This window comes from Streptomyces sp. UG1, assembly GCF_049974585.1.
In the GTDB taxonomy this organism is placed as follows: domain Bacteria; phylum Actinomycetota; class Actinomycetes; order Streptomycetales; family Streptomycetaceae; genus Streptomyces.
This window is the reverse complement of the sequence record NZ_JBNGGG010000019.1, coordinates 109,765-134,079: the sequence shown is the minus strand read 5'-3', so window position 1 is coordinate 134,079 and position 24,315 is coordinate 109,765. Positions and strand designations below refer to the sequence as shown.

The following is a 24,315-nucleotide window of genomic DNA, read 5'->3' as shown; positions in this document are numbered from 1 at the left end:
TGTGATCGATCATCGGATGAGTGCAGGGTAATGCGGCAGCGCTGCCGCGGGGAGACCCCGCTCACCCCCGGGCGAGCCGGGCCTCCGCCTCGCGCCAGCGTGACGCGTCCCCGCGCGGCTCGTACCGGGTCAACGGCTGCGTACGGGTGAGCAGTCGCCGCCCGTCGGCGAGGTCGCCGACCAGGCCGTGGGCCCGCGCCTGGACGAGGACGTTGCCGAGCGCGGCGGCCTCGGCCGGACCGGCCACCACCGGCAGCCCACAGGCGTCGGCGGTGAGCCGGCACAGCAGGGCGTTGCGGGTGCCGCCCCCGACGACATGCACGACGTCCACCGGATGACCGGCCAGTCGCTGCGCGTCCTGGACGGCCCGGCGATGGGCGAGGGCGAGCGAGTCCAGGATGCAGCGCGTGATCTCGGCGGGGGAGACGGGCACCGGCTGCCCCGAGGCGCGGCACGCCTCGGCGATCCGCTCCGGCATCCGCCCCGGCGCCAGGAACGCCGCGTCCCCCGCGTCCACGACCGACCGCAGCGCCGGCACCTTGGCGGCGTCCCGCAGCAGCGCACCCAGCTCCGGGTCGCCCCAGGCCCGTACGCACTCCTGGAGCAGCCACAGCCCCATGATGTTCCGCAGATACCGGACCGTGCCGTCCAGGCCCAGCTCATTGGTGAAGTTGGCGGCCCGGCTCTCCTCGGTGAGCACGGGCGCGTCCAGCTCCAGACCCGCCAGCGACCAGGTCCCGGTGCAGATGTACGCGAACCGCTCGCCGTCGGCCGGTACCGCGGCCACGGCGGAGGCGGTGTCGTGCGACCCGACCGCCGTCACCGGCACCGGCCCGCGCAGCCCGGCCTCCTCCAGCACCGCCTCGCGCAGCAGCCCCGCCGGCTCGCCGGGCTGCCGCAGCGGAGCGAACAGTCCCAGGTCGATGCCCAGCCGGGAGGCGATGTCATGCGACCAGTCGCGCGTGCGGGGATCGATGAGCTGGGTGGTGGAGGCGTTGGTGAGCTCGGTGCCCTGCTCGCCGGTGAGCCAGTACGTCAGCAGGTCCGGGATGAGCAACAGCCGCTCGGCATAAGACAGTTGAGCCGAAGCCCGCGCCGCCGTGAGCTGGTACAGGGTGTTGAACGGCGCGTACTGCAACCCGGTCGCGGCATACAGCTCCGACGCCGGCACGGTCGCCCACACCTTCTCGGCGACCCCCTCCGTCCGGGAGTCCCGGTAGTGCACGGGATTGCCGAGCAGCGCCCCGTCGGCGTCCAGCAGACCGTAGTCGACGGCCCAACTGTCGATGCCGAGAGAATCGACCTGACCGGCGGCTTTGAGCCCTTCCAGGACACCCGCGTACAGCGCGAGGATGTCCCATCGCAGGCCCTCGGGCACCCGCACCGGCCGGTTGACGAACCGGTGCGCCTCGGTCAGCTCCAGGCTGTCGGGGCCGACGCGGCCGACCATGACACGCCCGCTGGACGCGCCGAGGTCGACCGCGGCGTACGACTTCACGGCCGCGCTCACCGCAGGAAGGCGGCCGCGACGCCGGCGTCGACCGGGATGTGCAGACCGGTGGTGTGCGTCAGGTCCCCGCCGGTCAGGGCGAAGACCGCGTTCGCCACATGCTCGGGCAGCACCTCGCGCTTGAGGATGGTCCGCTGGGCGTAGAACTCGCCGAGCTTGTCCTCCTCGACCCCGTACACGGCGGCGCGCTGAGCGCCCCAGCCCCCGGCGAAGATCCCCGAGCCCCGCACGACACCGTCCGGGTTGATCCCGTTGACGCGGATGCCGTGCTCGCCGAGCTCGGCGGCCAGCAGCCGCACCTGATGGGCCTGGTCGGCCTTGGTGGCGCCGTACGCGATGTTGTTGGGACCGGCGAACACGCCGTTCTTGGAGGCGATGTAGACGATGTCGCCGCCCAGCTTCTGAGCGATCATCACGCGCGCGGCCTCCCGCGACACGAGGAAGGAACCGCGCGCCATGATGTCGTGCTGAAGGTCCCAGTCCTTGGCCGAGGTCTCGAGCAGCGGCTTGGAGACCGAGATCCCGGCGTTGTTGACGACCAGGTCGACACCGCCGAAGGCCAGCACGGCCGCCTTGAACGCGTCGGCGATCTGCTCCTCGGAGGTGACGTCCACCGTCACGGCGACGGCCTTGTCGGACCCGCCGAGCTCCTCGGCGACGGCCTGCGCGTTCTCGGCGTCGAGGTCCGCGACGACCACACAGGCGCCCTCGGCGACCAGCCGCTGCGCGATGGCCTTCCCGATGCCGCTGCCCGCACCGGTCACCAGCGCGACCCGCGTGGCCAGAGCCTTGGGCTTCGGCATCCGCTGAAGCTTGGCCTCCTCGAGCGCCCAGTACTCGATACGGAACTTCTCGGACTCCTCGATGGGCGCGTAGGTCGAGACCGCCTCCGCTCCCCGCATGACATTGATGGCGTTGACGTAGAACTCACCGGCCACCCGGGCGGTCTGCTTGTCCTTGCCGAAGGAGAACATGCCCACGCCCGGGACCAGCACGATCGCCGGGTCGGCGCCGCGCATGGCGGGGGAGTCGGGCAGGGCGTGCCGCTGGTAGTAGGCGGCGTACTCGTCGCGGTACTCGGCGTGCAGCTCCTTCAGCCGGGCGACGGCCTCCTCCAGCGGAGCGGTCGGCGGCAGGTCCAGCACCAGCGGCCGCACCTTGGTGCGCAGGAAGTGGTCCGGGCAGGAGGTGCCCAGCGCCGCGAGCCGCGGGTGCTCGGCGCTGGCGAGGAAGTCGAGGACGACCTCGGAGTCGGTGAAGTGACCGACCTGCGGACGGTCCTGCGAGGCGATGGCCCGGATGACCGGCGCCAGCGCAGCGGCCCGCTCCCGCCGCTCCCCGGCGCCCAGCGCCGCGTAACCTTCGATCACCGGCCCGAAGGGCTCCGCCTTCCCGCGCTCCTTGAGGAACTTCTCGGCAGTGCGGATGATGTGCAGCGAGTTCCGCTCGCACTCCTCGGAGGTGTCACCCCAGGCGGTGATGCCATGCCCCCCGAGAATGCACCCGATGGCCTGCGGGTTGGCGGCCTTCACGGCGGCGATGTCCAGCCCGAGCTGGAACCCGGGCCGCCGCCAGGGCACCCACACCACACTGTCCCCGAAACACTCGGCCGTCAGCTTCTCCCCGTCGGCGGCGCAGGCGAGGGCGATCCCGGAGTCGGGATGCAGATGATCGACATGCGCGGCCTCGACGAGCCCGTGCATGGCGGTGTCGATGGAGGGAGCCGCCCCGCCCTTGCCGTGCAGGCAGTAGTCGAAGGCGGCGACCATCTCGTCCTCGCGCTCGACGCCCGGGTAGACATCGACGAGCGCCCGCATCCGGTCCAGCCGCAACACGGCCAGCCCGGCCTCGGTGAGCGTACCGAGGTCACCCCCGGACCCCTTGACCCACATCAGCTCCACGTCACCACCGGTGACGGGATCGGTCTCGGTGCCCTTGGCGGACGCGTTGCCGCCGGCGTAGTTGGTGTTCCGGGAATCGGATCCGAGCCGATGCGACCGGGCGAGGAGGGCGGCGGCTTCGGGATGGGGAGCCATGATCAATCAGTCCTTGTCAGAGGAGGGTTCGGGAGCGCCCCTTGAGGGGCGCGGGGAACTGCGCGACCAGCCACACACGACCCGCAGTCCGAAGACAACGGAACGAGGCAGACGCTCACGCCCCCCAACCGGCCTGCTGCCCGCCGACGCGCTCGGCAACGATCTTCTCGGCCCATCCCGACCGCGCATACGCAGCAAGGGGATCGGCATCCAACCCCATCTCCTCCCGCACCTCACGAAGCAGCGGACGCACGTCCGTGTTGTACGCATCCATGAGCACGGCATTCGCCCCGAGCACATCACCACCGGCCTGCGCCGCAGCCAACGCCCCCCGGTCAACGAGCAGCGCCTTCGCCGTAGCCTCCTGCACATTCATCACCGACCGAATGATCGCCGGGATCTTCGCCTCGATGTTGTGGCACTGGTCGAGCATGAAGGCGACCTCGGGAGTGAACCCACCCCCACGCACGACCTCGTACATGATCCGGAACAACTGGAACGGATCCGCCGCCCCCACCATCAGGTCGTCATCCGCATAGAACCGCGAGTTGAAGTCGAACCCACCGAGCTTCCCCTCCCGCAGCAGCGTCGCGACGATGAACTCGATGTTGGTCCCGGGCGCGTGATGCCCGGTGTCGACAACAACCTGCGCCTTCGGCCCGAGCTTCAGACAGTGCGCATACGCCGTCCCCCAGTCCGGCACATCGGTGGTGTAAAAGGCCGGCTCGAAGAACTTGTACTCCAGCAGCATCCGCTGCCCATCCCCCAGCCGCTCATACACCTCGGCCAGCCCCTCAGCCAGCCGGTCCTGCCGCGACCGCACATCATCCTGCCCGGGGTAATTCGTCCCATCCGCGAACCACAGCTTCAGATCGGCGGAGCCGGTGGCGTCCATGATGTCGACGCACTCCAGCAGATGGTCCACGGCCTTGCGCCGCACCGCCGCGTCGGGATGGCAGATGCTGCCGAGCTTGTAGTCGTCGTCCTGGAAGGTGTTGGAGTTGATCGCGCCCAGCTTCACACCACGCTCTTCGGCGTGCTTGGCCAGCTGTGCGTATCCATCGGAGCCGTCGACCCTGTCCCAGGGGATGTGCAGCGCGACCGTCGGAGCCACGCCGGTGAACGCGTGCACCTGAGCGGCGTCGTCCAGCTTCTCGCGCGGCGTCCGTGGCACGCCCTGCTGGGCGAACACCTTGAACCGCGTCCCCGAGTTCCCGTACGCCCACGACGGCGTTTCGACGGCCTGGGTCTTGAGTGCGGCCTTCACCGCGGCGAGCTCGGTCACTGAGGGCTCCTGTGACATCGGGAGGGAAGTCGGACGGTGGTCGTCTGAAGCGCTTCGCTGTGAAACGATTCAAGACGGGAACGTATGGGTCCTCCGAAGGGGTGTCAAGCCCCGTGAGCAAGGCTCTTCCCTGTGACTCCCCCGTGACCTTCGGGCGTCGAAATTTTTTCGACACGAACCCATTGACGTGACATGGGCTCCATGCCTAACGTCCCGGCAACCCAGTTGAAACCTTTCACGACGCCGAGAGGCCCGTCCCGCCGGCGTCGTCGAGGAGCCTCCATGACCCACCCGTCCACCACGGGTCCGGCCCCGGTTCTGGCGCTCAGGGACGTCTCGAAGTCCTTCGGCGCGGTCCGCGCCCTGCGGGACGTCTCCCTGGAACTGTTCCCCGGAGAGGTGCACGCCCTCGCCGGCGAGAACGGCGCGGGCAAGTCGACCCTGATCAAGACGCTCGCCGGCGTGCACCGGCCCGACGCGGGCCAGGTGCTGCTCGACAGCGCGCCCGTCGTCTTCCACGGCCCGGGCGACGCCCGTGACGCCGGCATCGCCGTGATCTACCAGGAGCCGACGCTCTTCCCGGACCTGTCGATCGCCGAGAACATCTTCATGGGCCGCCAGCCGCGCCGCGCCCTCGGCCGGATCGACCACAAGGCCACCCACGAGGCCACCCTTGCCCTGATGCAGCGCCTCGGCGTCGAGCTCGACCCCGACCGCCCCGCGCGCGGCCTGTCCATCGCCGACCAGCAGATCGTCGAGATCGCCAAGGCGCTCTCCTTCGACGCCCGCGTCCTGATCATGGACGAGCCGACCGCCGCCCTCACCGGCAGCGAGGTCGCCCGCCTCTTCGGCGTGGTGCGCACCCTGCGCGAACAGGGCGCCGCCGTCCTGTTCATCTCCCACCGGCTGGAGGAGATCTTCCAGATCTGCCGGCGGGTCACCACCCTGCGCGACGGCGCCTGGATCGCCAGCGAGCCGCTGGACGGCATGACCCAGGACGACCTCGTGCGCCGCATGGTCGGCCGCGACCTCGAGGAGCTGTACCCCAAGCAGGACGTGAAGCCCGGCGCGGTCGCGCTCAGCGTGCGCCGGCTGACCCGCGAGGGCGTCTTCACCGACGTCTCCTTCGACGTACGGCACGGCGAGATCGTCGGCCTCGCCGGGCTCGTCGGCGCGGGACGTACGGAAGTCGCGCGGGCCGTCTTCGGCATCGACCGCTGGGACGCCGGCGAGGTCTCCGTCGAGGGCAAGGCCCTCATCAACGGCGCCCCCTCCGCCGCCATGGCCTGCGGCCTCGCCCTCGTCCCCGAGGACCGGCGCGCCCAGGGCCTGGTGATGGGCATGTCCATCGAGCGCAACATCGGCCTCACCGGACTTCGTACCACCGTCAAGGCCGGGCTGATGGACCGCGGCGCCGAGCGCAGCCGCTCGCTCGACTGGGCCGTCAAACTCCAGGTGAAGTACGCCCGGATCGCCGACGCCGTGTCCACCCTGTCCGGCGGCAACCAGCAGAAGGTCGTCCTCGCCAAGTGGCTCGCCACCGGCCCCAAGGTGCTGATCGTCGACGAGCCCACCCGCGGCATCGACGTCGGCACCAAGGCCGAGGTGCACCGGCTGCTCAGCGAACTGGCCGCCGACGGGGTGGCCGTGCTGATGATCTCCTCCGACCTGCCCGAGATCCTCGGCATGGCCGACCGCGTGCTCGTGATGCACGAGGGCCGCGTCACCGCCGAGATCCCACGCTCCGAAGCCACCGAGGAAACCGTGATGGCCGCAGCCACCGGGAGGGCCGCCGCATGACGGTGACCACTCCCCAACAGGCCCCCGTGACCGACGTACCCAAGTCCAGCGGCACCCGCCTGGTCGACCGCGTCTTCAAGATGCGCGAACTCGCCATCCTGGTCGTCTTCGCGGCGATGATCGTCATCACGCAGCTCGGCAACAGCCAGTTCCTCACCGAGCAGGGCATCAAGGACCTGCTGCTGAACGCGACGATCCTCGTCCTCGTCGCCATCGGCCAGTCCCTGGTGGTGATCACCAGGAACGTCGACCTGTCGGTCGGCTCCACGCTCGGCATCAGCGCCTTCGCCGCCGGTATATACCTCCAGGGCGGCGGCAACTCGGTCGTCGCCGTGTTCCTCGCCGTCCTGACGGGCATCGGCTTCGGCCTGCTCAACGGCCTGCTCGTCAGCATCGGCCAGGTGCCGGCCCTGGTCGTCACCCTCGGCACGCTCTACATCATCCGCGGCATCGACTCCATCTGGGTCGGCTCGCGCCAGATCACCGCCTCCGACCTCCCGGACGGCTTCGTCGACTTCGGCTCCGGCGGCATCTCCGCGCTGCCGTGGCTGGCGCTGATCGCCCTCGCGGTGCTGGTGGCGACGGCCTACTACCTCAAGCACTTCGGCAGCGGGCGCGAACTGTACGCCCTCGGCTCCAACCCGGAGGCCGCCCGCCTCGCCGGCATCCCGGTGCGCAAGCGGATCCTCGCCGCGTACACCTTCTGCGGGGCGCTCGCCGGACTCGCCGGCGCGATGTACCTGGCCCGGTTCGGCAACGTCGACTCCGGCACCGGCTACGGCTATGAACTCACCGTCGTCAGCGCGGTCGTGGTCGGTGGCGTCGTCTTCACCGGCGGCTCCGGCAGCGTCTACGGCGCGGCGCTCGGCGCGCTGCTGCTGACCTCCATCAACAGCGTGCTGCCCGCCCTCGGCGTCAGCTCCGTCTGGGTGCTCGCCATCAACGGCATCCTGCTCCTCCTCGCCATCGCCGTCGACCGGATCGTCGCGCTGCGTGTGGCCTCCGCCCTGAAGAAGAGGAACGCCCGCCATGGCTGACTTCTCGCTCTCGCGCGCCGTTCGCTGGTCCGCCTTGAAAAGGTGGGATTCAGCCGTCGGCGCCCTCCTCATCGTCGTGCTGCTGCTGTCGTTCGGGTGCGTCGACGGCTTCGGCAACGCGCTGAACCTGTCGTTCCTGATCGGCAACACCCTCCCGATCGCCCTGATCGCGCTGCCGATGACACTGCTCGTCGTCTCGGGCGAGATCGATCTGTCCGTCGCCTCCACCGCCGGGCTCTCGGGCGCGGTGATGGGCGCGCTGTGGAACCAGGGCATGACGATCGAGACGATCATTCCGATCTGTCTGCTGCTCGGTGTGGTCTGCGGGCTGATCAACGGTCTGCTGGTGACCAAGCTGGGCCTGCCGTCCCTCGCCGTCACCATCGGCACCCTCGCCGCCTACCGCGGTATCGCGCAGATCGTGCTCGGCTCGGACGCGGTGACCGACTTCCCGACCCAGTACCTGGACTTCGCGGCCGGACGCATCGGCGACACCTTCATCCCGTACGCCTTCCTGCCCTTCCTGGTCCTCCTCGCCATCGCCGTGGTCGCGCTGCACGCCACCCCGTTCGGACGGTCGCTGTTCGCGATCGGGGCGAGCCAGGAGGCGGCGCGGTTCGCTGGGATCCGGGTCAAGCGGCAGAAGCTGATCCTGTTCACGCTCACCGGCCTGATGGCCTCGCTGACCGGGATCTTCTGGGCGCTGCACTACGCGAGCGCCCGCTATGACAACGCCACCGGCCTCGAACTCTCCGTCGTGGCCGCCGTACTGCTCGGCGGCATCGACTTCGACGGCGGCAAGGGAACGCTCGGTGGCGCGATCGCGGGAGTCTTCCTGCTCGGTGCGCTCCAGAACGTCATGAGCCTGCAGGACGTCTCCGCCCAGTCGCAGATCGTCGTCACCGGCGTCCTGCTCGTCCTCTCCGTGCTCGGCCCCCGGGTCGCACGCCAGATCTCCGTAGCGAGGGCGGGTCGTAGAGCCGCCTCGACTCCGGCCTCGTAACCCAGCCCTTCCTCGTAAAGGACCATCGCCATGCGCAAGTCATCCCTCCGCCGTGCCTCCGCCGGCCTCGCCGCCGTCACCTCCCTCGCCCTGGCCCTCACCGCCTGCGGCGGCACCACCAAGGAGGACGTCAAGAACGAGGGCGGCTCCGCCGCCGGCGCCGGCAAGGCCGACCCGAACGCCGAGCTGAAGAAGGGCCTGACCGTCGGCTTCCTGCCCAAGCAGGTCAACAACCCCTACTTCACCTCCGCCGACAAGGGCGGCGAGGCGGCCCTGAAGGAGCTGGGCTCCAGCTACAAGGAGGTCGGCCCGTCCAGCGCCACCGACACCGCCGGCCAGGTGTCGTACGTCAACACGCTCACCCAGCAGCAGGTCGACGCGATGGCCGTCTCCGCGCAGGACCCGGGCGCCCTGTGCACCGCGCTGAAGCAGGCCATGAAGAACGGCATCAAGGTCGTCACCTACGACTCCGACACCACCGCCGACTGCCGCAACGCCTTCGTCTCGCAGGCGTCCGCCGAGGACCTCGGCCGCACCGAGGTGCAGCTCCTCGCCGAGCAGATCGACTACAAGGGCGAGATCGCGATCCTGTCCGCCGCGCAGACCGCGACGAACCAGAACATCTGGATCAACTTCATGAAGGAGGAGCTGAAGGACCCCAAGTACAAGGACATCAAGCTGGTCAAGGTCGCCTACGGCGACGACGACGCCCAGAAGTCCTTCCAGCAGACCCAGGGCCTGCTCCAGGAGTACCCGAACCTGAAGGGGATCGTCTCCCCGACCACCGTCGGCATCAAGGCCGCCGCCCAGTACCTGTCGGGCTCCAAGTACAAGGGCAAGGTCAAGCTGACCGGCCTGGGCACCCCCAACGACATGCGCAAGTACGTCAAGAACGGCACCGTCGAGGCGTTCGAGCTGTGGGACCCGGCCAAGCTCGGCGACCTGGCCGCCCGCGCCGCCGTCGCCCTGGTCTCCGGTCAGATCACCGGCAAGGAGGGCGAGACCTTCAAGGCCGGCGACACCACGTACACCATCGGCAAGGACGGCGTGATCAGCCTCGGCAAGCCGACCGTCTTCGACGCCAAGAACATCGACCAGTACAACTTCTGACACCCGGAGGGTTGTTGATGCAGCGCGTGTGCTTCCTGCTGAAGGTCAGGGCGGACCGCCTCGACGAGTACCGCGAGCGGCACGCCGCCGTGTGGCCCGAGATGCTCCAAGCGCTCTCGGCCACCGGCTGGCACAACTACTCGCTCTTCCTGCGCGAGGACGGCCTGCTCGTCGGCTACCTGGAGACCGAGGACTTCGCAGCCGCCGTGGCCGGTATGGAAGCCACCGACGTCAACGCCCGCTGGCAGGCGGAGATGGCGCCGTTCTTCGAGTCGTTGGACGGCGCCCGGCCCGATGAGGCCATGAAGCCGCTCGCGGAAGTGTTCCACCTCGCCTGACCCCTCCCCGCACCTCTCGCCGACAATGGAGTCCCCCGAGATGAAGAGACGCACGCTGCTGGGTGCCGCACTCGCCGGAGCCGTCGTGACCCCTGCCCTCGCCTCCGGCACCGCCCGCGCCGCGGACCCGGGCCCGTCCCTCACCCTGACCGGCACCACCACGCTCGACACCCAGGCCATCTACTTCGTGTCGTACGACGGCCTGGTCAACAACAACTCCTTCCAGAAGAACGGCCTGCTGACCTACAAGGGCCACCAGTACGCCGTCTGGTACACCGCCGACCGCAACGCCGTCGTCGGCCGCCGCAAGTTCGGTTCCAGCACCTGGTCCACGGTCAAGGTCGGCCACACCCTGCGCTACAACGACTCCCACAACGTCATCTCGATGGGACTCTCGAAGGTCGACGGCCGTCTCCACCTCAACATGGACTCCCACAGCGACGGCTTCACCTACGTCAAGTCGGTCGCCGGCCTCATGGACAACCCGGATGGTCTGAGCTGGACCGCGAGCCGTTTCGGCGCGCCCCAGTCCACCCTGGACGGGCTCGCGCTCACCTCGCAGTTCACCTACCCGCAGTTCATCTCCACCCCCGAGGGCAGGCTCCAGCTCAGCTACCGGGTCGCGGTCTCCGGCAATGGCCGCAACGCCCTCGCGGAGTACGACGGCACGTCCTGGCGGAACCTCGGCGAGTGGACCAGCTCCACCGGCACCTACAGCAGCGAGCACGGCTCCTCGACCGCCCGCAACATGTACCTGCACGGCATCGACTACGACCGCAACGGCCGACTGCACTCCTTGTTCACCTGGCGCGAGCAGAACGGCGCCGTGATGTGCTCCTCCGGCGGCATCACCAACCACGACACCGGCTACGTCTACTCCGACGACCGCGGCCGCACCTGGCGCAACAACGCCGGCACCGTCGTCGGCACCACCGGCGGCTCCGACCGGGTCTCCGTCACCGACCCCGGCCTGGTCGTCGACCCGCTCAACCCGGACCACTCCCTGATGAACCAGGAGAGCCAGTTCACCGACTCCGCCGGCCTGCCGCACGCGATCATCAGCTACGTCCCCGGCCGGTTCGGCCAGTGCACCACCAACTACGTCGCAGACCGCACCGCCAACGGCCGCGCCTTCCACGTCCGCAAGAACTCCTCGGGCGCCTGGCAGAAGACGGAGATCCCGGTTCCGCTGAACTCCAGCCAGCGCACCAAGCTGATCCTGGACAAGTACGACAACGCGTACGCGATCTTCCCCTTCTGCCGCATCGCCGGAGCCTCCAAGGCCTCCGGGTATACGGACTGGTCGGTCCTGTACGACGGCGTCAGCGCCGGGCTGAACGCGTTCGGCGAGGTCGTGATCGACGAGACGCGTGTCGGACAGGACCACTTCCTGTCGATCATGTACCAGGAGAAGTCCAGCGGTACGACGCCCTCGGCGCTGCGCACTCTCAACTTCCGCCTGCCTGCTTGATCGCAGTCGTTGTGGGCGGCTTGACGGTAATGTGAAGGACCTTCCCGCCGCCCGCGTCTTTTCTGTCTCACTGGAGGTCCCTGCCCGATGGCCCAGTCGGTGGGTATCAAGGACGTCGCTCGCGCCGCCGGAGTCTCCGTCGGCACGGTCTCGAACGTCATCAACCGTCCGGACACGGTCGCGACCGAGACCCGGACGCGGGTGCAGTCCGCGATAGACCGGCTGGGCTATGTCCGCAGCGAGTCCGCGCGCCAATTGCGCGCGGGCCGCAGCCGGATCATGGGCCTGCTCGTCCTCGACATGGGCAACCCCTTCTTCGTCGACGTCGCACGCGGCGCCGAGCGCACCGCGCGCGACGCCGGACTCGGCGTGATGGTCTGCAACAGCGCACAGAGCGCGAGCGAAGAGGCCGAGTACCTCTCGCTCTTCGCCGAGCAGCGGGTGCGCGGCGTGCTGCTCACCCCGGCCGACGCCACCGGCCGCAACATCGAGACCTTCCGGCGCCACAACATCCCCTTCGTCCTCGTCGACCGCGTCGCCGAGGGCACCACCGAGTGCTCGGTCTCCGTCGACGACGTCGCGGGCGGCGCCCTGGCCGTGCGCCATCTCGTCGACGCCGGGCACCGCTCCATCGCCTACGTCAGCGGCCCGCCCGGCCTCAACCAGGTCCGCGACCGCCGCACCGGCGCCCTGAACGCATTGGAGGAGGCCGGCCTGGGCCCCGAGCACCTGCGCGAGCTGCCCACCGAGCGGCTCGACGTCGCCGCGGGCCGGGACGCCGGCGCCCGTCTGCTCGGCCTCGGGGGCGACCGCCCGACCGCCGTGTTCTGCGCCAACGACCTGCTCGCCCTCGGCGTGCTGCAGGCCATGTACGCCGCGGGCGTCGGCGTCCCCGACGACCTCGCGATCGTCGGCTACGACGACATCGAGTTCGCCGCGGCCGCGGCCGTCCCCCTCACCTCCGTACGGCAGCCCGCCGTCACCATGGGCACCCTCGCGGCGGAGATGCTGCTGGAGGAGACGGAGGCCGAGACCGGCGCCAAGCGGCACGAGCACCGGCGGGTCGTCCTGCAGCCGGAGCTGGTCGTCAGACGCTCCAGCCTGTCGGCCCGCTGATCCACCGTTCAGTACGATTTCATGATCCCGGGCTCGGTCGGCGGAGGAACATGTGCTGAACTGGGACGCGGTCCGAAAACCATCCGTCCCGGGAGCACTGTTGACCGTCAGCTACCGCCAGCCCGGCGTCGTCCTCACCGACCGCCACTTCACCGTGCCCCTCGACCACGACGCCCCGACGGGCGAGACGATCGAGCTCTACGCCCGTGAGGTCGTCGCCAGCGACAAGGCGCATCAGGAACTGCCGTGGCTGCTCTATCTCCAGGGCGGCCCCGGCTTCGGCGCGAACCGGTTCGTCGGCAAGGGCGCCTGGCTCGGCCGCGCACTGAAGGAGTTCCGCGTCCTGCTGCTGGACCAGCGCGGCACCGGCCACTCCACGCCCGCCAACCGCCAGACGCTGCCGCTGCGCGGCGGCCCCGCCGCCCAGGCCGACTACCTCACGCGCTTCCGCGCCGACTCGATCGTCCGCGACTGCGAGGCGATCCGCCGCGAGGTGACCGGCGGCGCCCCCTGGACCGTGCTCGGCCAGAGCTTCGGCGGCTTCTGCACGGTCAGCTATCTCTCCCTCGCGCCCGAGGGCCTGACCGCGGCGGTCATCACCGGCGGCCTGCCCTCGCTGCACGCGCACGCCGACGACGTCTACCGGGCGGCCTACCCGCGCATCGAGCGCAAGGTCGCGGCGCACTACGCCCGCTATCCGCAGGACGTCGAGCGCGCCCGCCGCATCGCCGACCACCTCCACACCGGCGAGGTCGTCCTGCCGAACGGCTACCGCCTCACCGCCGAGGCCTTCCAGTCCCTCGGCATCCTCCTCGGCGGCAGCGAGGGCAGCCACCGCCTGCACTACCTCCTGGAGGACGCCTTCGTCCGCACCCCGCAGGGCCCCGCCCTCTCGGACGCCTTCCGGGAAGAGGCACAGGGCCTGCTGTCGTACGCGAGCCACCCCCTGTACGCCCTCGTCCACGAGGCGATCTACGGTCAGGACACCCGCCCCACCGACTGGTCCGCCGAGCGCGTGCGCGCCGAGTTCCCGCAGTTCGACGTGGCCAAGGCGCTCGCCGGTGACGGGCCGCTGCTGTTCACCGGCGAGTCGATCCACCCCTGGATGTTCGACAGCGACCCGGCGCTGCGCCCGCTGCGCGAGACCGCCGACCTGCTCGCCGCCCGCACCGACTGGACGCCCCTGTACGACTCGGCGCGCCTCGCCGCCAACGAGGTGCCGGTCGCCGCGGCCGTGTACCACGACGACATGTACGTCGACACCGCGCACTCCCTGGCCACCGCCCGCGCGATCCGCGGCCTGCGCACCTGGGTCACCGACGAGTTCGAGCACGACGGCGTACGGGCCGGCGGCCCCCGTGTCCTGGACCGGCTGCTCGCGCTCACCCGTGACGAAGCGTGATGTCGGTGTCACACGTTAGGGTGCGGACATGACCGAGCCGACGCCCCCTCAGCTCAAGCCCATGCCCGACGACTGGCAGCGCGCCCTCGCCGTCGTCGCGCACCCGGACGACCTCGAGTACGGCTGCTCGGCGGCCATCGCCGACTGGACGGACGGCGGCCGCGAGGTGGCGTACGTCCTGGCGACGCGCGGCGAGGCCGGCATCGACACCCTGGATCCGGCGCAGTGCGGCCCGCTGCGGGAGCGTGAGCAGCGGGCCAGCGCGGCGGTCGTGGGTGTGTCGGCGGTGGAGTTCCTCGACCACCAGGACGGCGTGATCGAGTACGGCACCGCCCTGCGCCGCGACATCGCCGCCGCGATCCGCCGGCACCGGCCCGAACTGGTGATCACCCTCAACCACCGCGACACCTGGGGCGGCGTCGCCTGGAACACCCCGGACCATGTGGCCGTCGGCCGCGCCACGCTGGACGCGGCCGGCGACGCGGGCAACCGCTGGATCTTCCCCGAACTCACCGCACAGGGCCTCGAGCCCTGGAACGGGGTGCGCTGGGTCGCGGTGGCCGGCTCCAGCACGCCCACGCACGCCGCGGACGCGACGGCCGGGCTGGAGCGCGCGGTACGCTCGCTGCTCGAACACCACACCTACATAGAGGCGTTGACGGACGAGGACCCCGAGAAGTACGCCCGTGGCTTCCTCACCGCGAACGCCGAGGCGGCGGGGGAGCGGTTCGGCGGGAGACCGGCCGTGGCGTTCGAACTGTTCGGCCGGTAGCCGGGCATGGCGCGGGAAACGGACCTGCTGGCGGACCGCTTCGAGGAGCACCGCGGCCGTCTCAAGGCGGTCGCCTACCGCATGCTCGGCTCGCCGGCCGAGGCGGAGGACGCCGTCCAGGAGGCCTGGCTGAAGCTGAGCCGCAGCGACGCGGACGAGATCGGCAACCTCGGCGGCTGGCTGACCACCGTCGTCGGCCGGGTCTGCCTGGACATGCTGCGCTCGCGCACCCGGCGCCACGAGGAGCCGCTGGACGACACCTTCGTCCCGGACCCCGTGATCCGGCCCCTGACACAGATCGACCCGGAACAGGAGGTGCTCCAGGCCGACTCGGTGGGCCTGGCCCTGCTGGTCGTGCTGGAGACGCTGGAGCCCGCCGAGCGGATCGCGTTCGTGCTGCACGACATGTTCGCGGTGCCGTTCGACGACATCGCGCCGGTCGTGGAGCGCTCCTCGGCCGCCACCCGGCAGCTCGCCAGCCGTGCCCGGCGCCGGGTGAAGGGGGCCACGCCGACCAGCGAGCCCGACCTCGGCAGACAGCGGCAGGTCCTGGACGCGTTCATGGCCGCCTCCCGCGCGGGGGACTTCGAGGCGCTGCTCGCGGTCCTCGACCCCGACATCGTGCTGCGGGTCGACTCCGGACCGCTGGTCGGTGGCGCGGCGGCGTCCAAGGTGGTGCGCGGTGCGCGGCCGGTGGCCGAACAGGCGATGCTGTTCCGGCAGTTCGCGCGGTACGCGCGGCTCGTGTACGTCAACGGCGCGGTCGGGGTGCTCAACGCTCCGGAGGGACAGCCGCAGTCGGTGCTGGGCGTCACCGTCGCCGGCGGCCGGATCACCGAGATGTACATCCTGGCCGACCCCGAGCGGCTGGCCGGCCTCGACCTGCCGGAGCTCGGCGGCTGAGTCAGGCGGCCACGGCCAGCGGACCGACCGTACGGTGCGGGCGGACGACCCGCCCGTCCGGCAGCAGCTCGCCGGTGTCGTCGAAGACGATGGTGCCGTTGCACAGCAGGCTCCAGCCCTGTTCGGGATGGGCCGAGACGATCACGGCGGCGTGGTGCTCGGGGCTGTCGGCGGTGGGGCACGGGGGCTGGTGGCTGCACATGACCTGTCTCCTGGGAGTTCTCGATCCGGCGTTGCTCCTGCGTTCGTCGGCCTCTGTATCAGTGGTAGCCGAGCTTGTTTTCCGTTGTATGAGGGGACCCCCACAGCGGCGGAAACTCATCGGTGAGGTTTCGCTCCGCGCCGGACATTAGGCTGATGTCATGCAAGATCACCCCGGCGACCTCGTCGACCTGCGCGCGGACTGCGCGAACTGCTTCGGGCTGTGCTGTGTGGCGCTGCCCTTCACCGCCTCGGCGGACTTCGCGCACGACAAGAGCGCCGGGACGCCCTGCCGCAACCTCCGGGACGACCACCGCTGCGGCATCCACGCCCGGCTCCGGCAGAGCGGCTTCACCGGCTGCACGGTCTACGACTGCTTCGGCGCGGGACAGAAGGTCTCGCAGGTCACCTTCACCGGGCAGGACTGGCGCACGGGCTCCCGCGAGCACGCCCGGCGGATGTTCGACGCCTTCCCGGTCGTGCGCCAGCTCCACGAACTGCTCTGGTATTTGTCCGAGGCGCTGACCCTGCCCGCGGCGAGCCCTCTGTACGCCGAACTGCGCCGGCTCCGGGAGAAGACCGAGGAGCTCACTCTCCAGACCCCGGAGGAACTCGCCGCGCTGGACGTGGGAGCGCACCGGCAGGAGGTCAACGTCCTGCTGCTCGAGACCAGCGAACTGGCGCGGGCCGGCGTCCGCGGCCGCAAGAAGAACCGCCGGGGCGCCGACCTGATGGGCGCCCGTCTGAAGGGCGCCGACCTGAGCGGCGCGAACCTGCGCGGTGCCTATCTCATAGCCGCCGACCTGACCGGCGCCGACCTGCGCGGAGCGGACCTCATCGGCGCCGACCTGCGCGACACCGACCTCACGGACGCGGACCTCACGGACGCGTTCTTCCTGACCCAGCCCCAGTTGAACGCGGCCCGCGGGAGTGCGGGCACCCGGCTGCCCGCCTTGGTCAGCCGCCCGGCGCACTGGTGAGCGCGGCCGGAACCGAGCGGAGGGCGCGGAACCAAACGGTGGCCATTTTCTCGCAGCCGGCCTTGGTGGGGTGAATGCCGTCCGCGAGATCAGCGGTGCTCAGCGCGTCGTACATCTTCACCAGATGGACGTCCGGCCCTTTCCGGGCCACCAATGAGGCAATCGCGGCGTTGTACGCCTTGACCCGGGCTTCGAGCGAGGCATCGGACTGCGGGGGAACGGTAGCCACGAAGAGCACCGACCGCGGCTTGACAGCCCGGATGCGGTCGATCAGCCCGGACAGGCGCCTGGGCGCGTCGGCGATGTCGTGGTTCTGGTTCAGGTCGTTCGTGCCGATGAGCAGCAGGACGGTGCGCGGGTCGCTCCGGCCGAGCCAGGTGTCGATGTTCGCGTCGAGCTGGTCGATGCGCCAGCCGGTGTGGCCCTCGTGGTCGTGGTCGCCGAGTGCGGCCGGACCGTTGGCCATGGACCCCACGAAGTCGACCTTGTGCCCTGCGGCGGCGAGGAGTTGCCACAGCTTGACGCGGTAGCCACCGGGATAGGACGTGTAGCCGTCGGTGAGGGAATCGCCGAGCGGCATGATGCGCACACCACCGTTGGATTCACCGGGAACTGCCGCCGATGCGAGGGTGCGGCCCAGCAGGAGTCCGGCGGTTGTCAGGGCGCCGCCGACGATGACCGTACGTCTGGAAAGCTGTGCGTGCATGGTGACAGCCTGCCGCCGGCTGAGCATCCGCACCCCCACCGACACCGCACCGGACCTGAAGGGCGGTTGGCGTGCGGCTCGATCTTCGATAGGTTAGGCAAGCCTTACCTAAGGAGGAATGGGATGGGTGTCAGCCAAGCCTGGGCGGCCGCGCCTTCCGCGGCGGAACGCGCCCGGTCGGTGCTCGCCGGCGCATGGTCCTGCTCGGTGACCGCGGAGAGCTGTCGCGAGGAGCTCGTCGGCGCGCACACCGTGACCGAGGACGGCCGTGTCCTGCTGGAGGTGCCGGAGGACAGTGTGCTCGTCACGGCGGCGATCTGCGCGCCCCGGGGAGAGCCTTCCGCCGTGCTGGAGTTCGCCGACGTGGCCCCCGTGCCCGTACGCAAGCGGATCCGCACCCGGCTGTGGATGTCCGGCTGGTTCACCCCCGAGGACGGCACACTCGTCTTCCGGCCGACCCGCGTGGTGCTGCGCCAGCCGTCCGGCGCCGTGGTCGTCGGCCTCGACGAGTTCGCCGAGGCCGCGCCCGACCCCCTGGTCACCGCCGAAGCCCGGCTGCTGACCCACCTCGCCGACTGCCACGCGGACGCCGTCGCGTGCCTCACCCGCCTCGTCGACTCCGACAGCCTGCACGGCGCCGTCCGCGTCCAGCCCCTCGCCGTCGACCGGCACGGACTGACGCTGCGCATCGAGCGCGCCCGCGCCCACGGCGACGTACGACTGCCGTTCCACCGCCCCGCCGACGACGTCGCACAGCTCACCGAGCGCATGCACATCCTGCTCGCCCAGGCCAGCGCCGCCTCCTGCCCGCGCCCGCTACAGCGGCAGCGCGCAGACGGCGACGGGTGAGGCGAACGGCTCGCCCGTGAGCCGCAGTTCACCGCTGTCCTCGTCGACCTGGAAGACGCTGACGGTGCTGGAGCGCTGGTTCGCCGCGAACAGCAGCGTCCCGTCCGGCGAGAGGGCGATCTGGCGCGGGAAGTCCCCGGACACCGGCACCGTGTCGAGCAGCCTGAGCCGCGCGCCCTTCGCCTCCACCGCGTAGCGCGCGAGGCTGTTGTGGCCCCGGTTGGCGAGATAGGCGTGGCGGCCGTTCGGCGTCACCACGATCTGCGCCGGATAGCTGGTGCCGGAACCCGTGCCCGTGTCCTGCTCCGCGCCGATGGTGAGCCGGCCGGTGCCGGGGTCGTACGCGCAGACCGCGACGCTGTTGTCGACCTCGTTGGCCAGGTAGGCGTACCGGCCGCCCGGGTGGAAGGTGAGATGACGCGGGCCCGCGCCGGGCTCGGTCCGCGCCCGCGCGACCTCGTCGAGGGTGCCCGCCTTCTCGTCGAGGCGGTAGGTGTACACAGTGTCCGTGCCCAGGTCGACGGCGAGCACGTGACGGCCGTCGGGGCTGGTGATGCACTGGTGGGCGTGCGGGCCCTCCTGGCCGGGGCCGGGCGCCGGGCCGGCGTGCGTGACCAGGTCGGTGCGCTCGCCGAGCGCGCCCGAGGCGTCGATGGGGTGCACGGCCACGCTGCCCGTGCCGTAGTTGGCACTCAGCAGCCAGCGTCCGCTCGGATGCACCGACAGATGGCAGGGCGCCGCCCCGCCGCTGCTCCGGCTCCCCAGCACCTTGCGGTCGGCGACGCGCACGGCGGTCACCGCGCCGTCCTCGCGCTCGTTGACCGCGTACAGTGTCCGGCCGTCCGGGTGCAGTGCCAGATACGACGGGTCGGCGACGTCCGTGATCGTGCCGGTGCCGGTGACCCGGCCCGTGGCCGGGTCGTAGGTGGCCAGGCCGATGCCCCGGCCGCCGCCCTCGGCGGAGGTGTAGGTGCCGAGGTAGAGGGGGCGCGGGCCGGACGGGGCACGGCTCTCGGTCTGGGCGCTCGGGCGGGTCTCGGGGGTGTTCGCCCCGGAGGTCGCCGAGTCGGCCGGGTCCGCGGGTGCGGGCGCGGAGTCGCACGCCGTGGCCGCCGGGAGCGCCGCGCCGGCGGCCGATGCCGCGAGGGTGCCGACGAATCGGCGCCTGCTCAGCCCACCACTGCCCATGTCCACACCTCAGGTCGTCGGTCGTCGCGACTGTAACCTTGGCGCGGATCACCCGCCGAGCGCAAGAAGAGCAACGGTCATTGCAATATGTGCAACAAGGGTGAGGTGTCCGGCTCCGCCTACCAGTCGCCGTCCTCCACCGGCTTGCCCTGCGCGTCCTTGAGCGGCGTCACCTGGCCCGGCGCGGGTGCCTGCCACGGCTCGTGGTCGTCGCCGATCCAGTCGCCGACCGGCTGCACCGCCTCCAGCGTGTCGGTGGGGGCGAGGTCCTCCGCGTCCTGGTCGTAGTAGTCGAACCAGGGCAGTCCCGCGCGCGTGTACGCGGCCCGGTCGACCGGCGACGGCGGCGGAGCCTCGCCGGTGATGCGCCGCCACTGCGGAGGCGTCACCAGATGGACGAAGACCCGGCCGCTGGGGCGCTCGGCCCAGTCGGAGAGCGGGCGGTCGTCCTCGTAGACCTCCTGGCGCATCGAACCGCCGACGCCCAGACCCATCGCCGCGGCGGCCCTGCCCGCCCGCCCGGCCGGCGCCGGGGCGCCCTGGGGAGCCGGTGCCGCCGCGGGCATGGCGGCGCCATAGCCGCCGAACTGCGGCATCGAGCGCGTCCGCTCCGCTCGGAGCCGCTCCTGCTCCCGCCACTGCGCGAGCCGGTGCTCCTTCAGCGCGAAGGACTGCAGTTGTACGCCGCCCCAGACCTCCTCGCCGGTGACCTGGCCCTCGACGGTCGCGCCCAGCCCCAGCGGCACCGCCACGAACTGGCGGACCGTGCCCTTCCCGGAGTTGATGCCGTCCAGCCACGGCTGGCGGGGCAGCACGACATAGTTCTGCGGCTCGCGCGAGAGCCGGTCGCTCCAGGGCTTGCCCGAGACCGCGCACACCTTGCCGACCCCGACCTGGAGGGCGGCCGGCTCGGTGGTGCCGCCGAAGCTGAGCCACATCGCCTCGCGCAGATACACGGGGAGCATCACACCACCGCGCGCTCGCCAAGCCTCCGGCACCGTGTCCGGGTAGTCCGCCACCCGCCGGATCGGGAACTGACCGAGCCCCGGCGGCAGCGGATGCGTGCCCTTCTCCGGCAGCCGCAGCGTACGGACGAACCGCACCGCCACCCCGCCCGGCAGCCGCAGCGCGTCCCCGTCGATCCGTACGGTCGTGTCAGCCATCGGCCCGCTCCCCTCGATCCCGTCCCGGCGCTCCTGCCTCCTTACCGAGAACGCCCGCTGATCCCGGTACGGTTCCGCCACAGCTGCTCCTGCACGCCCATGCGTTCGCGCAGCCGGGTCAGCCGCGGCATCCGGGTCCGCTGTTCCTGCGACACCCGGTCCAGTTCCTCCAGCAGACGGTGCGAGCGGTGCTCGGTGTCCAGCTCGTCGAGGATGCGGTTCACCTCGGTCAGGACGGCGCCGAGCAACTGCCAGTGCCGGCTCTCGCGCTCGGCCTCCTCGCGCAGCAGCGGGGCGAGCCTGTCGCGGGTGCCCGCCGCCGCGCGCAGCTCCGCCGACAGCCGGGACTCGGCCGCGTCGGCGTTGCTGCTGACGTGCGTGGTGACCAGCACCGAGAAGCTGACCACCGCGTCCGCGATCTCGGACAGCAACTGCTCCACGACGGCGCCCGTCTCCTTCGCGAACAGCGGCTCGGGCTCGCGCTCCTTCGCGAGGTCGGTGAGGGTGCGGGCGAGCACCCGCAGGACGACCGTGCAGATCTCCAGCGTGTCCAGTCCGGTGCGCAGCACCACCCGGTGCAGCAGGCTGTCGCGCACGCGGGGATTGAGCCGCAGGCTGTCCTCGGCCTGCCTCAGCGCCGCGTCCACCTCGACGATGTCGTGGTCGAGCCGGCGCGCCTCGTGCAGCCGGGCCGCGGCCTGCTCGACCGGCTGTCGGCCGGCCGCCTCCTCGCCGATGCGCAGCATCAACTGTCGCAGCCGGCGGGCCAGTCCCTCCAGCGACTCACCGGCCTCGTCCACCCACACCGGCGGCGCGAGCAGCAGATTGAAGCCGAGCCCGACCACCGCGCCGATCAGCGTCTCCAGCACCCGCGCCCACGCCGTGTCCCCGACGGTGGTGACGCCGAGGACCAGCATCGCGCTGATCGCCACCTCGGGCACGTACTCGTCGACCCGCACCAGATGCCCGACCGCCAGCGAGGCCACGATCAGCAGCGCGAGGCTCCACCAGGTCAGGCCCACCAGCAGGCTGAAGGCGATGGCGACCAGGACGCCGGCCACCACCGAGTTCACCCGGCGGATGCCGTTGGTGAGGGTGGCGTACAGGGTGACCTGGACGACCAGCAGCGCGGTCAGCGGTGCCGTCAGCGGCGCGGCCTCGGGGCTCAGGCGCAGCGCGATGACGTACGCGATCGTCGCCGCGGCCGCCGACCGCAGCGTCTGGACCACCACGGGGTCCCGGCGCAGCTTCCCGAGCCGCTCCAGGGACGCCCTCCCCTCACGTACCTCGCGCATCCTCCGGCTGTTCCCTTTCCGCCGATGCTTCCCACCCACCGCTTGCGGAACGTGACCGTCCGCAAGGAACCCCAGATTGATCGCCACGGCCCGGTACGGCAAGAGGCTGTGCCGGTGATCGTCGACACCCGTGGAGACCGGTCGGCCGACCAGGTCCGGGACCGGGGGATCTGGGGGGAACCCCCCGCCACCGCCCCGTGGCTGTCCCCACCCGGGAACGGAGGACCGCGGGATGGTCCCGGTCCGCCCCGAGCGCAAGCCTTGGATCACATGAGACAGCATCGGACCGGATCAGTGCTGACCCTGTTCATCATCCTCGCCGCCCTGACCACCGGCATCCCGGCCACGGCCGCCCAGACCTCCACGGTCGTCGACGCACTCGACCGCGCCGCCCACCCCCTGCGCACGGTCGAACCCGGCGGCGACACCCGCGACCTGCGGCCCCTGGACCGGATGATCGGCGACGCCGAGGTCGTCGGCCTCGGTGAGGCCACGCACAGCTCGCACGACTTCTTCGCCCTCAAGGACCGCGTCTTCCGCCATCTCGTCGAGGAGAAGGGCTTCCGCACCTTCGCCCTGGAGGCCCCCTGGAGCACCGGTCTGCGCCTCAACGGCTACGTCCTGCACGGCAGGGGCGACCCGCGGCGCATCATGCGCGAGGAGTTCCAGCGGGACTACCTGTGGTGGAACAACACGGACTATCTGCGGCTGGTCGAGTGGATGCGGTCGTACAACGTCCGCCACCCCGGCGACCCCGTCCGCTTCATCGGCGACGACATCGCCTGGACCGGGCCCGAGTCGTACGACGCCGTCGAGACCTACGCCGCCGAAGCCCACCCCGGGCTGAGCGCCCGGCTCGCCGAGCTGTATCGCGGGCTGCGGCCCACCGCGCAGAGCGGGGAGTACATCGAGCGGTACCAGGCGCTGCCGTACGCCGAACGAAAGGAGCGGGCGGCGCGCACGGGCGAGGCCCTCCGGCTGCTCCGGCGGACGGCCCCGGGCGCGGATCGCGCGGCGTACGACTGGGCGGTCCAGCAGGCGACGGTCATCGACCAGACCGCCCGGCAGTACGCCTTCGACTTCGAGGACCTCGCGGGGGTCGCCGCGGCCATGCGCTACCGGGACGGGGCGATGGCGGCCAACGTGGTGTGGTGGCAGCGGCACACCGGGGACAAGGTGCTGCTGTCGGCGCACAACAACCACGTCGGCTATGTGCCGGAAGCGCCCGCCCAGTACCCCAAGGTGCAGGGCGCGTTCCTGCGCGAACACCTCGGCGCGGGCTATGTGAGCGTCGGTCTGACCTTCGGCCGGGGCTCGTTCAACGCCACCGGCTGGGACGACGACACCATCCGCCGCTGGACGCTGGGGCCGGCGGGCCCGGGCAGCAACGAGCGGACCCTGGAACGGGTGCGGCACCGCGACTACGTGCTCGACATGCGACACGTCGGGGCACCGGCCGTCGACTGGCTGCGCCGGGCCCGGCCGACGCGCGGCATCGGCACGGCCTATCCGGACGGTCCGCACGACATCGCGCTCGCCCGCAGCTACGACGTCCTGATCCATCTGCACCGGATGGCGGCGGCGCGGCTGCGGGACCGGTAGCCCGCGCGGTCAGACGTACAACTTGTCGAGGAAGGCGGACAGATTGCCCGTGGTCCGGGCGATCTGCTCCGCCGGCGTCAGGCTCTCCTCGAACCGGCCGCCCGACTCGGGGACCTTCTTGCCGCGGACGTACAGCGAGCAGGCGAGGTCGGTGCACATGTACAGGCCGACGGAGTTGCCCTCCCGTCCCGCCGGGCCCGCCTTGCGGGCCGTCATCAGCGAGACGCCGCCGCCCGGATGGGTCGTCAGACACAGGGAGCACATGCTGCGGTGCAGGAACCCGCGCTGGGAGGACGGGAACCGGAAGGTGACGCCCACCGGGCGCCCGTCGCGTTCGGTCACCAGATAGCTGCGATCGGGCGCTCCCGGATCCCGCCAGCCCAGGAAGTCGAGGTCGTCCCAGGGGAGTTCGCCGAGATCGCGGGGGAGGGGCAGCCGCTTGGCCTCCCCTTTCGAGCAGTTGATAAACGAGTTGCGGATGTCCTGCTCGGTGAGTGACCTCATGGGGGGTCTCCTGGGGGTGATATCGATCGGCAAAAACCTAGGCC

22 protein-coding genes are annotated in these 24,315 nt (G+C 70.9%); 13 read left to right on the top strand and 9 right to left on the bottom strand.

What is annotated here, in order from left to right; genetic code table 11:
• Nucleotides 1-61: 61 nt before the first annotated feature.
• The 3 genes from ACP4J3_RS22260 to rhaI all read right to left on the bottom strand — a co-directional run bounded on the left by ACP4J3_RS22260 (nt 62) and on the right by rhaI (nt 4,831).
• Nucleotides 62-1,510, bottom strand: coding sequence for a rhamnulokinase (locus tag ACP4J3_RS22260; RefSeq protein ID WP_426537074.1), 1,449 nt, complete (start codon nt 1,508-1,510; stop codon nt 62-64).
• Entirely contained in the window at nt 1,507-3,546 is a 2,040-nt protein-coding gene (locus tag ACP4J3_RS22255) for a bifunctional aldolase/short-chain dehydrogenase (RefSeq protein WP_426537072.1), read from the bottom strand. Before ACP4J3_RS22255 ends, ACP4J3_RS22260 begins: the two co-directional genes overlap by 4 nt.
• A gap of 115 nt (nt 3,547-3,661) precedes the next feature.
• Complete coding sequence (rhaI, locus tag ACP4J3_RS22250; protein WP_426537070.1) at nt 3,662-4,831, bottom strand: L-rhamnose isomerase; 1,170 nt, start codon at nt 4,829-4,831, stop codon at nt 3,662-3,664.
• A 282-nt stretch (nt 4,832-5,113) separates the two neighbouring features.
• On the opposite strand from rhaI, the gene ACP4J3_RS22245 reads away from it, so the two are divergent.
• From ACP4J3_RS22245 to ACP4J3_RS22200, 10 genes are all read left to right on the top strand, one after another.
• Entirely contained in the window at nt 5,114-6,631 is a 1,518-nt protein-coding gene (locus ACP4J3_RS22245) for a sugar ABC transporter ATP-binding protein (protein ID WP_426537068.1), read from the top strand.
• On the top strand, nt 6,628-7,668 hold the full coding sequence (locus ACP4J3_RS22240; protein ID WP_426537066.1) for an ABC transporter permease: 1,041 nt from the start codon (nt 6,628-6,630) through the stop codon (nt 7,666-7,668). Before ACP4J3_RS22245 ends, ACP4J3_RS22240 begins: the two co-directional genes overlap by 4 nt.
• Complete coding sequence (locus tag ACP4J3_RS22235; protein WP_426537064.1) at nt 7,661-8,671, top strand: ABC transporter permease; 1,011 nt, start codon at nt 7,661-7,663, stop codon at nt 8,669-8,671. Before ACP4J3_RS22240 ends, ACP4J3_RS22235 begins: the two co-directional genes overlap by 8 nt.
• Before the next feature lie 30 nt (nt 8,672-8,701).
• On the top strand, nt 8,702-9,781 hold the full coding sequence (gene rhaS / locus ACP4J3_RS22230; RefSeq protein WP_426537062.1) for a rhamnose ABC transporter substrate-binding protein: 1,080 nt from the start codon (nt 8,702-8,704) through the stop codon (nt 9,779-9,781).
• Nucleotides 9,782-9,798: 17 nt separating this feature from the next.
• A complete protein-coding gene (locus ACP4J3_RS22225) occupies nt 9,799-10,119 on the top strand; it encodes an L-rhamnose mutarotase (RefSeq protein ID WP_426537060.1) in 321 nt (106 codons plus the stop codon).
• A 40-nt stretch (nt 10,120-10,159) separates the two neighbouring features.
• Nucleotides 10,160-11,590, top strand: a complete 1,431-nt coding sequence (locus tag ACP4J3_RS22220; RefSeq protein ID WP_426537058.1) for a BNR repeat-containing protein — start codon at nt 10,160-10,162, stop codon at nt 11,588-11,590.
• 87 nt (nt 11,591-11,677) lie between these two features.
• The gene (locus ACP4J3_RS22215; protein ID WP_426537056.1) at nt 11,678-12,706 is read left to right on the top strand and encodes a LacI family DNA-binding transcriptional regulator; all 1,029 of its coding nucleotides are present in this window, start codon (nt 11,678-11,680) and stop codon (nt 12,704-12,706) included.
• Nucleotides 12,707-12,806: 100 nt separating this feature from the next.
• Nucleotides 12,807-14,108, top strand: a complete 1,302-nt coding sequence (locus tag ACP4J3_RS22210; RefSeq protein ID WP_426537054.1) for an alpha/beta fold hydrolase — start codon at nt 12,807-12,809, stop codon at nt 14,106-14,108.
• Nucleotides 14,109-14,136: 28 nt separating this feature from the next.
• Nucleotides 14,137-14,880 carry a PIG-L deacetylase family protein gene (locus ACP4J3_RS22205; RefSeq protein ID WP_426537052.1) on the top strand — a complete coding sequence of 248 codons (744 nt, stop codon included), beginning with the start codon at nt 14,137-14,139 and terminating at the stop codon, nt 14,878-14,880.
• 6 nt (nt 14,881-14,886) lie between these two features.
• On the top strand, nt 14,887-15,783 hold the full coding sequence (locus ACP4J3_RS22200) for a sigma-70 family RNA polymerase sigma factor (RefSeq protein ID WP_426537050.1): 897 nt from the start codon (nt 14,887-14,889) through the stop codon (nt 15,781-15,783).
• Nucleotide 15,784: 1 nt separating this feature from the next.
• On the opposite strand, the gene ACP4J3_RS22195 is transcribed toward ACP4J3_RS22200, so the two are convergent.
• The gene (locus ACP4J3_RS22195) at nt 15,785-15,985 is read right to left on the bottom strand and encodes a DUF5999 family protein (RefSeq protein ID WP_426537048.1); all 201 of its coding nucleotides are present in this window, start codon (nt 15,983-15,985) and stop codon (nt 15,785-15,787) included.
• Between the two features lie 160 nt (nt 15,986-16,145).
• On the opposite strand from ACP4J3_RS22195, the gene ACP4J3_RS22190 reads away from it, so the two are divergent.
• Nucleotides 16,146-16,964, top strand: a complete 819-nt coding sequence (locus ACP4J3_RS22190) for a pentapeptide repeat-containing protein (protein ID WP_426537046.1) — start codon at nt 16,146-16,148, stop codon at nt 16,962-16,964.
• On the opposite strand, the gene ACP4J3_RS22185 is transcribed toward ACP4J3_RS22190, so the two are convergent.
• A complete protein-coding gene (locus tag ACP4J3_RS22185; protein WP_426537044.1) occupies nt 16,942-17,670 on the bottom strand; it encodes an SGNH/GDSL hydrolase family protein in 729 nt (242 codons plus the stop codon). The genes ACP4J3_RS22190 and ACP4J3_RS22185 overlap by 23 nt on opposite strands.
• 123 nt (nt 17,671-17,793) lie before the next feature.
• Between ACP4J3_RS22185 and ACP4J3_RS22180 the strand changes: the two genes are divergently transcribed.
• A complete protein-coding gene (locus ACP4J3_RS22180) occupies nt 17,794-18,519 on the top strand; it encodes a DUF2470 domain-containing protein (protein WP_426537042.1) in 726 nt (241 codons plus the stop codon).
• On the opposite strand, the gene ACP4J3_RS22175 is transcribed toward ACP4J3_RS22180, so the two are convergent.
• The 3 genes from ACP4J3_RS22175 to ACP4J3_RS22165 all read right to left on the bottom strand — a co-directional run bounded on the left by ACP4J3_RS22175 (nt 18,487) and on the right by ACP4J3_RS22165 (nt 22,165).
• Nucleotides 18,487-19,707 (bottom strand): lactonase family protein, encoded by a 1,221-nt coding sequence (locus ACP4J3_RS22175; protein ID WP_426537040.1) that lies wholly within the window; start codon nt 19,705-19,707, stop codon nt 18,487-18,489. The two genes, ACP4J3_RS22180 and ACP4J3_RS22175, sit on opposite strands and share 33 nt — an antisense overlap.
• Before the next feature lie 119 nt (nt 19,708-19,826).
• Nucleotides 19,827-20,870: a hypothetical protein gene (locus tag ACP4J3_RS22170; RefSeq protein WP_426537038.1), complete on the bottom strand. Its 1,044-nt coding sequence runs from the start codon at nt 20,868-20,870 to the stop codon at nt 19,827-19,829.
• A 41-nt stretch (nt 20,871-20,911) separates the two neighbouring features.
• Entirely contained in the window at nt 20,912-22,165 is a 1,254-nt protein-coding gene (locus tag ACP4J3_RS22165; protein ID WP_426537036.1) for an aromatic acid exporter family protein, read from the bottom strand.
• 270 nt (nt 22,166-22,435) lie between these two features.
• Between ACP4J3_RS22165 and ACP4J3_RS22160 the strand changes: the two genes are divergently transcribed.
• Entirely contained in the window at nt 22,436-23,767 is a 1,332-nt protein-coding gene (locus ACP4J3_RS22160) for an erythromycin esterase family protein (protein WP_426537034.1), read from the top strand.
• Nucleotides 23,768-23,776: 9 nt separating this feature from the next.
• On the opposite strand, the gene ACP4J3_RS22155 is transcribed toward ACP4J3_RS22160, so the two are convergent.
• Complete coding sequence (locus tag ACP4J3_RS22155; RefSeq protein WP_426537032.1) at nt 23,777-24,271, bottom strand: FBP domain-containing protein; 495 nt, start codon at nt 24,269-24,271, stop codon at nt 23,777-23,779.
• Nucleotides 24,272-24,315 lie beyond the last annotated feature (44 nt).